This is a genomic window from Streptomyces sp. NPDC056479 (genome assembly GCF_042795335.1).
Classification (GTDB): domain Bacteria; phylum Actinomycetota; class Actinomycetes; order Streptomycetales; family Streptomycetaceae; genus Streptomyces.
Genome location: NZ_JBHTRZ010000001.1, coordinates 609,133 through 620,965 on the forward strand (window position 1 = coordinate 609,133; position 11,833 = coordinate 620,965).

General features: G+C 71.1%; 14 protein-coding genes. 10 read left to right on the forward strand and 4 right to left on the reverse strand.

Annotation, left to right across the window (positions count from 1 at the left end; all coding sequences use genetic code 11):
• Nucleotides 1–61: 61 nt before the first annotated feature.
• Nucleotides 62–1,438, reverse strand: a complete 1,377-nt coding sequence (locus ACFQ6S_RS02685) for an alpha-lytic protease prodomain-containing protein (RefSeq protein WP_383402385.1) — start codon at nucleotides 1,436–1,438, stop codon at nucleotides 62–64.
• Nucleotides 1,439–1,651: 213 nt separating this feature from the next.
• Here ACFQ6S_RS02685 and ACFQ6S_RS02690 point away from each other — a divergent pair, with 213 nt between their 5' ends.
• The 4 genes from ACFQ6S_RS02690 to ACFQ6S_RS02705 all read left to right on the forward strand — a co-directional run bounded on the left by ACFQ6S_RS02690 (nucleotide 1,652) and on the right by ACFQ6S_RS02705 (nucleotide 6,385).
• Complete coding sequence (locus ACFQ6S_RS02690; RefSeq protein WP_380849046.1) at nucleotides 1,652–2,101, forward strand: Fur family transcriptional regulator; 450 nt, start codon at nucleotides 1,652–1,654, stop codon at nucleotides 2,099–2,101.
• A 24-nt stretch (nucleotides 2,102–2,125) separates the two neighbouring features.
• Complete coding sequence (katG, locus tag ACFQ6S_RS02695; protein ID WP_383402388.1) at nucleotides 2,126–4,336, forward strand: catalase/peroxidase HPI; 2,211 nt, start codon at nucleotides 2,126–2,128, stop codon at nucleotides 4,334–4,336.
• Between the two features lie 243 nt (nucleotides 4,337–4,579).
• The gene (locus tag ACFQ6S_RS02700; RefSeq protein WP_383402391.1) at nucleotides 4,580–5,686 is read left to right on the forward strand and encodes an NAD(P)/FAD-dependent oxidoreductase; all 1,107 of its coding nucleotides are present in this window, start codon (nucleotides 4,580–4,582) and stop codon (nucleotides 5,684–5,686) included.
• Between the two features lie 171 nt (nucleotides 5,687–5,857).
• Complete coding sequence (locus ACFQ6S_RS02705; RefSeq protein WP_383404284.1) at nucleotides 5,858–6,385, forward strand: hypothetical protein; 528 nt, start codon at nucleotides 5,858–5,860, stop codon at nucleotides 6,383–6,385.
• A gap of 44 nt (nucleotides 6,386–6,429) precedes the next feature.
• On the opposite strand, the gene ACFQ6S_RS02710 is transcribed toward ACFQ6S_RS02705, so the two are convergent.
• Complete coding sequence (locus ACFQ6S_RS02710) at nucleotides 6,430–6,993, reverse strand: hemerythrin domain-containing protein (RefSeq protein ID WP_383402394.1); 564 nt, start codon at nucleotides 6,991–6,993, stop codon at nucleotides 6,430–6,432.
• A gap of 130 nt (nucleotides 6,994–7,123) precedes the next feature.
• Between ACFQ6S_RS02710 and ACFQ6S_RS02715 the strand changes: the two genes are divergently transcribed.
• On the forward strand, nucleotides 7,124–7,903 hold the full coding sequence (locus ACFQ6S_RS02715) for an SDR family NAD(P)-dependent oxidoreductase (RefSeq protein WP_383402397.1): 780 nt from the start codon (nucleotides 7,124–7,126) through the stop codon (nucleotides 7,901–7,903).
• Nucleotides 7,904–7,923: 20 nt separating this feature from the next.
• On the opposite strand, the gene ACFQ6S_RS02720 is transcribed toward ACFQ6S_RS02715, so the two are convergent.
• Nucleotides 7,924–8,496, reverse strand: a complete 573-nt coding sequence (locus ACFQ6S_RS02720) for a GNAT family N-acetyltransferase (RefSeq protein WP_383402399.1) — start codon at nucleotides 8,494–8,496, stop codon at nucleotides 7,924–7,926.
• Between the two features lie 79 nt (nucleotides 8,497–8,575).
• On the opposite strand from ACFQ6S_RS02720, the gene ACFQ6S_RS02725 reads away from it, so the two are divergent.
• The gene (locus tag ACFQ6S_RS02725) at nucleotides 8,576–9,010 is read left to right on the forward strand and encodes a PPC domain-containing DNA-binding protein (protein WP_383402402.1); all 435 of its coding nucleotides are present in this window, start codon (nucleotides 8,576–8,578) and stop codon (nucleotides 9,008–9,010) included.
• Between the two features lie 31 nt (nucleotides 9,011–9,041).
• On the opposite strand, the gene ACFQ6S_RS02730 is transcribed toward ACFQ6S_RS02725, so the two are convergent.
• Nucleotides 9,042–9,695: a phosphoribosyltransferase gene (locus tag ACFQ6S_RS02730; protein WP_383402405.1), complete on the reverse strand. Its 654-nt coding sequence runs from the start codon at nucleotides 9,693–9,695 to the stop codon at nucleotides 9,042–9,044.
• Between the two features lie 115 nt (nucleotides 9,696–9,810).
• On the opposite strand from ACFQ6S_RS02730, the gene ACFQ6S_RS02735 reads away from it, so the two are divergent.
• The 4 genes from ACFQ6S_RS02735 to ACFQ6S_RS02750 all read left to right on the forward strand — a co-directional run bounded on the left by ACFQ6S_RS02735 (nucleotide 9,811) and on the right by ACFQ6S_RS02750 (nucleotide 11,830).
• Nucleotides 9,811–10,263: a YbhB/YbcL family Raf kinase inhibitor-like protein gene (locus ACFQ6S_RS02735; protein ID WP_383402408.1), complete on the forward strand. Its 453-nt coding sequence runs from the start codon at nucleotides 9,811–9,813 to the stop codon at nucleotides 10,261–10,263.
• An 89-nt stretch (nucleotides 10,264–10,352) separates the two neighbouring features.
• Entirely contained in the window at nucleotides 10,353–10,637 is a 285-nt protein-coding gene (locus ACFQ6S_RS02740; protein WP_383402410.1) for a hypothetical protein, read from the forward strand.
• 102 nt (nucleotides 10,638–10,739) lie between these two features.
• On the forward strand, nucleotides 10,740–11,096 hold the full coding sequence (locus tag ACFQ6S_RS02745; RefSeq protein WP_383402413.1) for a hypothetical protein: 357 nt from the start codon (nucleotides 10,740–10,742) through the stop codon (nucleotides 11,094–11,096).
• Between the two features lie 92 nt (nucleotides 11,097–11,188).
• A complete protein-coding gene (locus tag ACFQ6S_RS02750) occupies nucleotides 11,189–11,830 on the forward strand; it encodes a phosphoribosyltransferase (RefSeq protein WP_383402416.1) in 642 nt (213 codons plus the stop codon).
• Nucleotides 11,831–11,833: the final 3 nt, after the last annotated feature.

Sequence of the window (11,833 nt, forward strand, 5' to 3'; positions counted from 1 at the left end):
ACGAGGACGGACGGTGCGGGGCCGCGCCCCGCACCGTCCGCCGTACGACTTCTGCATCCGCCTACAACCGCTGCCACAGGGCCGGGGTGGCGCTCGGCGACCACCTGCCCTGCGCCTGATGGGTCTGCAGGCACTGGTAGCGGACACCCCCGTAGGTCACCGTGGCGCCCGCTTCGAAGACGCGGCCGGCGGCCCAGTTGACCGGGGTGCCGGGGTCCTGCGGGGCGGGAGTGCCGCCCTGCGCGGCGGCGGTCTTCAGGATGAGCCCGAAGTCGCTGAGGATCGGGTTGATCGGCTGGTAGAAGGTGGTGCCGCCGTCCGTGCAGTCACCCGAGCCGCCGGAGGTCACGCCCTGTGCCTGGGAGCCGGAGACGTACGGGCCGCCGGAGTCACCCGGCTCGGCGCACACGGTGGTCTCGGTGACACCGTCGACGGTGCCCTGGGAGTAGCTGACACTCGTGTCGTGCTGCTCGATGGCGCCGCAGTGCCAGCCGGTGGTGGAACCGGAGCGGCAGATCGACGCGCCGACCAGCGCCTGGACCGAACCGGTGACCTGCGTGCGCTGGCCGCCCTCTCCCTTGACGTCGGGCGTGGCGGTCCAGTCGCTGTTGACGCTCACCCACGACATGTCCTTGCCGGGGAACGTGGAGGCCTCGAAGGTGCCCTGCTCGGCCATGTTGAAGCCGGTGGTCGAGTCGTCGGCATCGCCGCAGTGGCCGGCCGAGGCGAAGCCCTGCTGGGTGTCCTTGGTGACGGAGAACCCGATGGAGCAACGGGCGGAGCCCTCGATGTAGTAGGCCTCACCGCCGACGAGGTCCGCCAGCGGCCGCGGCCGTGCCGCCGACACATGGACGCCCACACCCTTGTTCTGGACGCCGGCGGCCTTGATGAAGTCGGTGGCGGCCGCCTCCTTGACCGCCTGGACGACGACACGGTTGGTCGGTACGTCGACGTACCAGACCGGTGTGTCACGCGTGTCCACGCGGGCCGCGGCCTTGTCCAGCCTCTCCTTCACGGTCTTGAGGTCGCTCAGCGCCCGCTTGACGACGACGGCCTTCGCGCCCTGGGCCTTGATGACGGACACGTCGTCGGCGTGCGTGGTCGCGACGGCGAGTTCCGCGGAGGTCGCTCCCTGCAGCCAGGCGCCCGCGAAGCGCTCGCCGAGGGCGTTGCGCAGGCGACCCGCTCGGACGCCCGCCTCCGCCTCGTTGACCAGCCGCTCGGCCGCCTGCCCCGGCTTCAGGTTCAGGTCACGTTCCATGGCGCGCACCACCGCGGCCGGCGGCCGGTCGGCACCGAGCGTCTGCGCGGCGACGGACGCGGGTACCGGTGCGGGTGGCGGCGCGGCCGTGGCGGCCGTGCCCGCACCGGTGAGGACGAGGGTGCCAACAGTGGTCAGGGCGGCGCGGCGACCGAGCGCGGTATGTCTGCCGAGCATGCGATGTACCTCCATCAAGGACGAGTGGGAATCCGACCAAGTGGAGGCCTTGACAGAAAGACCTGAGTCAATGTCAGAAAAGATGATTTTTCGCGCTTTGGGAGGCCCGCTCAGCTGTCATGTGCGCCGGTCGACGGAATGCGCACACACGGCACCAGACTTTCATCATTCGTTTTCTTGAATCGTTCGTGTTTAGAGAGGTAGGTTGTCTGCATGACCGCATCCCAGACTCCGACCCCCGCCGAGGAGCTCCGCGGTGCCGGCCTGAGGGTGACCGCCGCGCGTGTCGCGCTGCTGGACGCCGTCCGGGCCGGTGACCATCTCGGTGTCGAGGCCATCGCCTCCGGGGTGCGTGATCGCGTAGGTCATGTCTCCCTCCAGGCCGTGTACGAGGGCCTCCACGCACTCACCGCGGCGGGACTCATACGTCGTATCGAACCGGCCGGGAGTCCGGCCAGGTTCGAGGGGCGTGTCGGCGACAACCACCACCACATCGTGTGCCGGTCGTGCGGTGTCGTCGCCGACGTCGACTGCGAGGTCGGCGAGGCGCCCTGTCTGACCGCGTCCGACGACCACGGTTTCGCGATCGACGAGGCCGAGGTCATCTACTGGGGCCTGTGCCCCGACTGTTCCACCGCCAGCAGTGCACCCCGAGCACTGTGATCCACCTAGTTCGGAAGGTTTCCCATGGCTGAGAACCCCGATGCGATCGTCACTGACGCGAAGACGGAGGGCACCGGTGGCTGCCCCGTCGCGCACGGTCGCGCCGCGCACCCGACGCAGGGCGGCGGCAACCGTCAGTGGTGGCCGGAACGGCTCAACCTGAAGATCCTCGCCAAGGACCCGGTCGTGGCGAACCCGCTCGGCGCGGAGTTCGACTACGCCGAGGCGTTCAACGCCCTCGACCTGGCGGCCGTGAAACGGGACATCGCCGAGGTACTGACCAGCTCGCAGGACTGGTGGCCCGCCGACTTCGGCAACTACGGCCCGCTGATGATCCGTATGGCCTGGCACAGCGCCGGCACCTACCGCATCAGCGACGGGCGTGGCGGCGGCGGCCGCGGTCAGCAGCGCTTCGCGCCGCTGAACAGCTGGCCGGACAACGGCAACCTCGACAAGGCCCGCCGTCTGCTGTGGCCGGTCAAGAAGAAGTACGGCCAGTCCATCTCCTGGGCCGACCTCATGATCCTCACGGGCAACGTGGCGCTGGAGTCGATGGGCTTCGAGACCTTCGGCTTCGGCGGCGGCCGCGCCGACGTCTGGGAGGCCGACGAGGACGTCTACTGGGGTCCCGAGACCACCTGGCTCGACGACCGGCGCTACACCGGCGACCGTGAGCTGGAGAACCCGCTCGGCGCCGTCCAGATGGGCCTCATCTACGTCAACCCGGAGGGCCCGAACGGCAACCCGGACCCGCTGGCCGCGGCCCGCGACATCCGCGAGACGTTCCGCCGCATGGCGATGAACGACGAGGAGACCGTCGCCCTGATCGCCGGTGGTCACACCTTCGGCAAGACCCACGGCGCCGGCCCGGCCGAATCGGTCGGCAACGACCCCGAGGCCGCCTCCATGGAGGAGCAGGGCCTGGGCTGGAAGTCCACCTACGCCTCCGGCAAGGCCGGCGATGCCATCACCTCCGGTCTCGAGGTGACCTGGACCACCAAGCCCACCCAGTGGAGCAACGACTTCTTCGACATCCTCTTCGGCTACGAGTGGGAGCTCACGCAGAGCCCCGCCGGCGCCAACCAGTGGGTGGCCAAGGACGCCGAGGCGATCATCCCCGACGCCCACAGCGCGTCGAAGAAGCTGCCCACGATGCTCACCACCGACCTTTCGCTGCGCTTCGACCCGATCTACGGCGAGATCTCGAAGCGCTTCCACGAGAACCCGGCCGAGTTCGCGGACGCCTTCTCCCGCGCCTGGTACAAGCTGACCCACCGTGACCTGGGCCCGAAGTCCCTGTACCTCGGCCCGGAGGTCCCGGCGGAGACGCTGCTGTGGCAGGACCCGCTGCCGCAGGCCGAGGGCGCGGTCATCGACGCCTCCGACGCCGCGGCCCTGAAGGCCAAGCTCCTCGACTCGGGCCTCACGGTCTCGCAGCTCGTCTCCGCCGCATGGGCCTCGGCCTCGACGTTCCGCGGCAGCGACAAGCGCGGCGGTGCCAACGGCGCCCGTATCCGCCTGGAGCCGCAGCGCGGCTGGGAGGCCAACGACCCGGACGAGCTCGCCCAGGTCCTGCGTGTCCTCGAGGGCGTCCAGGCCGAGTTCAACTCCGGTGCCAAGAAGGTCTCCCTGGCCGACCTGATCGTCCTCGGCGGTTCCGCCGCGGTCGAGAAGGCCGCGGGGGACGCCGGCTTCGACGTGACGGTCCCCTTCACGCCGGGCCGTGTGGACGCGACCGAGGAGCACACCGACCCGGAGTCCTTCGCCGCGCTGGAGCCGTCCTCGGACGGCTTCCGCAACTACCTCGGCAAGGGCAACCGCCTGCCGGCCGAGTACCTGCTGCTCGACCGCGCCAACCTGCTCACCCTGAGCGCGCCCGAGCTGACCGTCCTCGTCGGCGGCCTGCGCGTCCTCGGCGCCAACCAGGGCGGCTCGTCGCACGGCGTCTTCACCGACACCCCCGGCAAGCTGACCAACGACTTCTTCGTCAACCTGCTCGACCTGGGTACGACCTGGAAGTCCACGTCCGCCGACCAGACGACGTTCGAGGGCCGTGACGCCTCGGGCGAGGTCAAGTGGACCGGCACCCGTGCCGACCTGGTCTTCGGCTCCAACTCCGAGCTGCGCGCCGTCGCGGAGGTCTACGCGAGCGACGACGCCAAGGAGAAGTTCGTGAAGGACTTCGTCCAGGCGTGGGCCAAGGTCATGGACCTGGACCGGTTCGACCTCGTCTGATCCGTCCCGAGCAAGACGTCCAGGCCGGCCCGCAAGGGTCGGCCTGGACGTTTTTCTCTTGGTCCCGGGTGCGGGTGCACCCCTGTCCCAGCAGCCCCACCCTTCACAGAACGCACACTGAGCCCCAGCAATTATTTATGTTTCAAGCGGATAGGCTCGCGGCAACGGGGGAGCGGCCGGCGACGGGCCCACCCGTCGCGTCCCTCGCTCCTCCTCTCCCCCCACCAGCACAGGAGACTCGGCGTGCTCGACGGCGACGTAGTGGTGATCGGCGGCGGCTATGCCGGCGTGCGTCTGGCAAAGCGGCTCGACACGACGGCCCGGGTCACGCTGGTGGATCGCAAAGAGGTCTTCTTCCACCGCATCGCCTCCCTGCGCGCCGGCGTGCGTCCGGACTGGTCGCACAGCCCCTTCATCCCGTACGACCGGCTGCTGGGCAACGGCCGTGTGGCCGTGGGCAAGGCGATCCGCATCGACACCACCGAACGACAGGTGGTCCTCGGGACGGGTGAGCGGCTGCCCTACGACGTCCTGGTGATCGCCACCGGCGCCGACTACCCCGAACCGGCCCGCTTCACCGGCACCACCACCGAGGAGGCGGTGAAGTCCTTCGTCACCCACCAGCAGCAGATCGCCGCGGCCGAGCACGTCCTGGTCGTCGGCGGCGGCCCCTCCGGCGTCGAGCTCAGCGCCGAGATCCGTCTCGCCCGGCCCGAGGCCCGGGTCACCCTCGCTCACTCCGGGCCCGAGCTGCTGCACTCCACGGGCAGTGCGCGGGCCGGACGCAAGGCGCGGACCTGGCTGGAGTCGCACGGCGTGCAGGTGTGGCTGGACTCCATCATGTCCCCCGGCAACGACTTCGGCACCTACCGCGACGCCCGCGGAAACCTCATCGAGGCCGACCGCTCCTTCTGGGCGACGGGCACCACGCCCAACACCCTCTGGCTGCGGCTGGCCGGGCACGGGGACTGGCTGAACGGCACGGGACACGTCAAGGTCGACGAGGCGCTGCGGGTGCGGGGGCGGCTGGACGTGTTCGCCGTCGGCGACGTCAACGACGCCACCGACCTCAAGATCACCCCGGCCGCGCTCGCCCAGGCCGACCTGGCCGCCCACAACATCCGCGCCTATCTGAACAGCGCCGGCAAGCACCGCAAGCGGCCCCGTTTCTACCGGCCGATCCATCGCACCCCGCTGATCGTCCCGTTCGGCCCGGCCGACGGAGTGACCGTCCTGCCCGTGCCCGGCGGCGAGGCGGCGGTCCTCGGCGGCCGCACCACGACCGTCGCCAAGGCGAAGACCCTCATGACGCCCTACATGAGGCGCCAGCTCGGCTACAGCGCCGCCTGAGCACCGCGCCCCGGTGTGGGCGAGACCACGCCGCTCACCCGCTCACAGGCATGTCCGCCACCGGGGGCCACGGGCTACCGTTTGATGGATTCCCGTTCATCAGATGGATGTCCGGCCGGTGTGCAGCCGGCCCTGGGCAAGCCCATCGCCCGTACCCCGGACGGCCCGGCAGTGCTCGCAGATCTCTCCCCGCTCATCGCGGCGACCACCGAATGGCTGACGCGTTCCTACCCGGCGTGCGGCGGCGCCCTCGCCGCTGCCCTGGGCGAGGTGCAGGCCCGCCAGGCCGTCACGGTCGCGGCGTGGCTGCGCTACCCGACGCCGACGGACGCCGCCCTGGTCCACATGGCCGGCCCCGGCGGCTCGGCCGGTCTGGACTGGATCACCGGCGCCGACGCCACCCCCCTCGGGGAGCCGGACGACCTCGCCTGGCGGACCTGGGTGGACGAGGTCGTGGCGAGCTGGGCCGCCTGTCTGCTCACCGACGCCGAGCTGGCCCGGCGCGCGGTCGCCACGATCGCCGACGGCGGCCGTACGACCGCCGCCCCGATCGACTTCCGGCGCCTGGTGTCACCCGATGCCCACGACCGCGAGGCGGCAGCCCTGCTGCGTCACCCCGACCTCGTGGCCCCGGTGGCGGCCCTGCACCGCCCGGCACTCCACGAGCGCCTCGACCCCGGCCCGGCGCTCCTCGCCTGAGGGGGCCGCGGGGCACCCCACGGCCGCGCGACGCGAGGACGGCGTCAGGCCTTCTTGCCCCGTCCCGTCAGCGCGTCACGCAGGCGGTCGACGAGGCCGACTCCGGGAGCCAGCAGCTTGTTGGCCGGCGGCTTGTCCGGGGCGAACGGGTGCGGACGGGTCGGTGCCACCTTCTTGGCCTGACGCACCTTGTCGCCCAGTTCGTCGAGCGCGTCCGGCGGGCAGGTCGCGCGCAGCTGGGGGAAGAGGTTGCCCTCCTCGTCGGCGATATGGGAGCGGACCTCGGTCATCAGCATCCCGATGAGCCGGTCGAACCGGGGGTCGTCGGCGTCGCACCCCTCCAGGTCCTTCATGATCTGCTCGGCCTTGGAGTGGTCCTCGATCTCCCGGTCGGCGATGGCGTCCCCGCCGGCCACGTGCCGGCGCACGGCCGGGTACAGGTAGGCCTCCTCGGCCACCGAGTGCCGCACCAGCTCCATCGTGACCTGGTCGGCGTAGAGCTTGCGGTCCTTGTGACGGGGCGCGAGCCCCTCGATCCGGCCGAAGAGCTCCTCGACCTCGCGGTGATCGGTCATGAGCTCGTCGATCACGTTTCCGCCATGACCCATGTTCTCCACCTCCAGACTGGGACGGCGGCCCGGACGGACCCGCCGTGGGCATCGAGTGCCCGCGGTCGGCGGGCTCACACGACGCGGCCCCGGGCATCCGAGCCGTCACCGCGCGGCCTAAGGTGCGCAGATGATCTCGCAGGCATATCTCTCCGAGCTGTTCTCCCTTCAAGGCCGCGTCGCCGTCGTCACCGGCGGCAGTTCAGGCATCGGCCGGGCCATCACCGAGGCCCTCGCCCGCGCGGGCGCCGGTGTCGTGGTCGTCGCGCGCAGGAAGGCCGAACTGGCCGCCACGGTGGGCGAGTTGGAGGCCTATGGCTGCCGTGCCGCCTGGGTGAGCGCGGACCTGGGCACGCGGGACGGTGTGCGTGCGGCGGCAGAGGAGGCGGTCGAGGCGTTGGGCGAGCCCGACATCCTCGTCAACTGCGCCGGCGTCAATCTGCGGCCGCCGATGGAGGAGCTGGGCGAGGACGTCTGGGACACCACGATGGCCGTGAACCTGGAGGCACCGCATCTGCTGGGCCAGCGGTTCGGGCCCGGCATGGCGGAGCGGGGCTTCGGGCGGATCATCCACGTCACCTCACAGCAGGCGCACCGGGCGTTCGTCAACAGCGGCGCCTACGGCGTCTCCAAGGGGGCGCTGGAATCGCTGGCCCGCTCACAGGCGGAGGCCTGGTCGCCGTACGGCGTCACCTGCAACACGCTCGTGCCCGGATTCGTGATGACGCCCCTCAACGAACGCCTGTCCTCCGACCCGCGGAAGGTCGAGGCGCTCGCCGCCCGCACGATGATCGGGCGCAACGGCCTGGCGGAGGACTTCGCGGGCGCGGCGGTGTTCCTCGCGAGCCGTGCCTCCGCCTACGTCACCGGGCAGTCGATCTTCGTCGACGGAGGATTCTCGGTGCACTGAGCCCGTGCGAGGCCGGCCCGTCAGCGCAGGTCGAGCCGCATCAGGATGCGTGGATGACCGGACAGCACGGATGTCGTGTCGGCGGCATGGACGAACCCCGCGCGTTCGAAGTTCTTGCGGAGCCCGGCGTACGCCATCGTCAGATCGACCCGGGCGGCGCCGTTGTCGAGCGGGTACGCCTCGATCACCGGCGCGCCCCGCTCGCGCGCGAACTCGACCGCGCCGGCGATGAGGGCGTGGGTGATGCCGTGCTTGCGATGGCCGGGCCGGACGCGGATGCACCACAGCGACCAGACCGGCAGCTCGTCGACGTGTGGGATCTTGCGGTTGCGGGCGAAGGAGGTGGCCGAGCGCGGGCCGACGGCGGCCCACCCGACCGGTTCGTCACCGTCGTAGGCCAGCACCCCGGGAGGGGGATCGGCGTGGCACAGCTCGGCGACGTACTCACCGCGGGCCGGTCCGCGCAGCTCGTTGTTCAGCTTCGACGGGATCCGGTAGCTCAGGCACCAACAGACGTTCGCCGTGGGCGACTTCGGGCCGAGAACCGCACGGACGTCCTCGAAGACGGTTGCCGGGCGGACTTCTATGGCCATGGCACCACGATGTCACGGTGGCCGTCGAGGCGCCGCGTGACCGGTGAGTCGGAGGGCGCGTGCGGGTACCCGTGCGGGCATGAAGTGGCAACAGGTGCAGCAGACCCCGGAAGCGGTGTACGTCCTGGTGCTGGCTCCGGGTGAGGACGCCCTCGCCGAGATCACCGGCTTCGCCAGGGAGCGGGATCTGAGGGCGTCCCAGGTGACCGCCGTCGGCGCCTTCTCACAGGCGGTCGTGGGGTGGTTCGACCGGGCGGCCAAGGACTACCGGCACATCGGGATCGACGAGCAGTGCGAGGTGCTGTCCCTGCTGGGGGACATCGCCGTCGGCGAGGACGGACCGACCGCCCATCTGCACGCCGTACTGGGCCTGTCGGACGGGACGACACGCGGCGGGCATCTGCTGGAGGGGCAGGTGTGGCCCACCCTGGAGGTGATCGTGCGGGACAGCCCGGCGGCGCTGGCGAAGGTCCACCGGGCCGACCTCGGCCTCGCGCTGATCGACCCGGGATGACGGCCTGACGGGTGTGGCGGCTCGCCCCGCGTCAGGCCGTCGCGTGGAAGGTGTGCAGCGCGTCCGTGACCTGTGTGTCGGAGACCCGGCCGAAGTCCTCGTACCACTCACCTGCCGCATGGAGGCCGGGCGGCTGTTCGAGGCATACGAGATCGTCGCACTCGGAGCGGATGGCGGCCATGGTCCGCGGGCTGCCGACGGGGACCGCCAGGATCAGCCGCGCCGGGCCGTGGCGGCGCAGGAAGCGCAGCGCGGCCGCGGTGGTCAGGCCGGTGGTCAGGCCGTCGTCGACGAGGACGACCGTGCGGCCGTCGACGGACGGGGGCGGGCCGCGGCCGCGGTAGAGGTATTCGAGGCGGTGCAGTTCGTTGCGTTCCTCTACGACCACATCGCCGAGCCGGTCCTCGGACAGATGCATCATCGCCAGGCTCTGCCGGTCGTACAGCGGCGGGTCGTCGGCGACGATCGCGCCGATCGGTGTCTCCGGCCGGATCGGGGTGCTGATCTCGCCGGCGACCAGCACGTCCAGCGGGGCGTGCAGGGCACGGGCGACCTCACAGGCCACGGGCACGCCACCGGGCGGCAGGGCCAGCACCAGCACATTGATCAGGTCGCCCGAGTCGGCCCACTCGACCAGCCGCAGGCCGAGCTCCTGTCCGGCGTGGGTACGGTCGCGGAATGGCACGGCACTCCTCCCTCGTGGTCGGCGCAGCCGCCGAGTGCCCTGCGGGACAGACCGCGAAACGAGCCGCCCGCCGATGCGGCGTGTGGCCGTCGCCCCGCTGGGTACTGCGGCGCGCATGACAGGCATCGAACTCAACAGTTCCGCGTTCGAGGACCAGGCGATGATCCCGCGCCGGTACGCCAAGGAGGGTGAGAACCTCTCCCCGCCCCTGACCTGGTCCGGGGTGCCCGACGAGGCGGTGGAACTGGCCCTGCTGTGCGAGGACCCGGACGCCCCGTCGGGGACGTTCGTCCACTGGCTGGTCACCGGTATCGATCCGCACGCCGACGGACTGCCGGCCGGCCGCACGACCCCGGGCAGCCACCCGCACCGCAACGGGTACGGGGAATCGGGCTGGGGCGGCCCCCAGCCCCCGGCCGGCGATGACGCGCACCGGTACTTCTTCCGGCTCTACGCCCTCCCGGCGCCCGTCTCCATTCCGGAGCGAGCGACGGCCGGCGAAGCCCACCAGGTCCTCGACCAGCAGGAACTGGCCAGCGGGACACTCGTCGGGCGGTATCGACGCTGACGGCCCGCTGACGACCCGTATTGGTGACAATTCAACTGTGGCCGGTACGCCGGGCTGCGTACGCGCCACTCAGAGCGCATGGTGGTGGCATGAACACGCGTCCCCTTGTGGTGGTGTCGCCGCCGGAGTCGGACGGCGGGCGTCAGGTGACGATCCGTGGCGAGCCGACGGGCACCGCGTACAGCCTGTTCGACGTCATGGACCTGGTGCACCGCGCGGGTCTGCCCGGCGAGGACCGGGCCGTCGACGACCCCGAACTGATCGAGTGGCGCGGCGGCGGGCCGTACGACTGGAACGGCACGGATGCATCAGACACGTCGGGCTCATCCGGTACATCAGGTACATCCGGTACATCCGATTCGTCGGACGAGTAAGGGCGAATACCACCCTGCCAACTCTGAGGTTCCCGTTGAAGAGCCGCTGACCTTCACTGAAGGCGGCAAGTCCGAACGGACCACTACTTCACGGGGACGCACATGAACCGCAGGAAGAACATCGTCGCGGCCGGCCTGACCACCACCCTGTCCGCCCTGGCCCTCACCCTCGGCGGCCTGGCAGCCCCGGCGCAGGCGGCGCCCGGCGACGTCGCCACCATGGTCGGCACCGTCGACTGTGACGGCTGGGTGCACAACAACAACCCTGACCACGGCATCGCGGGCTGCAAGAACAACACCGACCGCACCGTCACCTTCCGCGCCGAGATCGTCTGCGGCTGGGCCCCGGACGTCTCCGGCCAGTGGGTGACGCTGGCGCCGGGTCAGTACGGCGAGTCGTCGGGTGTCTGTGCGATCTACAGCTCGGGCGTGGGCAGCGTCGGCTGGACCATCCAGTGATCGTCGGCCAGACCCTCGGGTGACGGCCGAGTCCGGTGGGGTGTCCGATATCGGCGGGCGGGGTACGCGGCGACCGACGGAAGGGGAGACCCATGCGGTTCCGTGACCGCGCGGAGGCCGGGCGGGAGCTGGCGGAGCAACTGCGCCTCCGGCAGGAGAAGGGCACCCTGCCGCATCCCGTCGTCCTCGCACTGCCGCGCGGCGGCGTAGCGGTCGCCCGGGAGATCGCCCGGGTACTGCAAGCCCCACTGGACGTCCTGGTCGTCCGCAAGATCGGGGCGCCGTTCCACGAGGAGTTCGGGGTCGGCGCGGTCGCGGGCGACGGCCCGGTGCTCTACGACGAGCTCACGCTGTCCCGGCTGGGGCTGGGCGAGGCCGACCTGGCGCCGGTGGTGGAACGGGAGCGCAAGGAGCTGCGCCGGCGCGAGGAGTGCTATCGGCAGGGCCGCCCGGCTCCTGAGCTGCGCGGCCGTACCGCCGTCGTCGTCGACGACGGTGTGGCGACCGGCTCCACCGCGCGCGCGGCCCTGCGGGCCGTACGCCATCAGGGCCCTGAGCGCCTGGTGCTCGCCGTGCCCGTCTGCGCTCCGGAAGCGGCCGAGGAACTGCGCCGGGAGGTCGACGAGTTCGTCTCTCTGCAGCAGCCGCCGCTGTTCAGCTCGGTCGGCGAGTGGTACGAGGACTTCCGTCAGCTCACCGACGCCGATGTGCTGGCAGCGCTGCGGGGCGACTGAGGC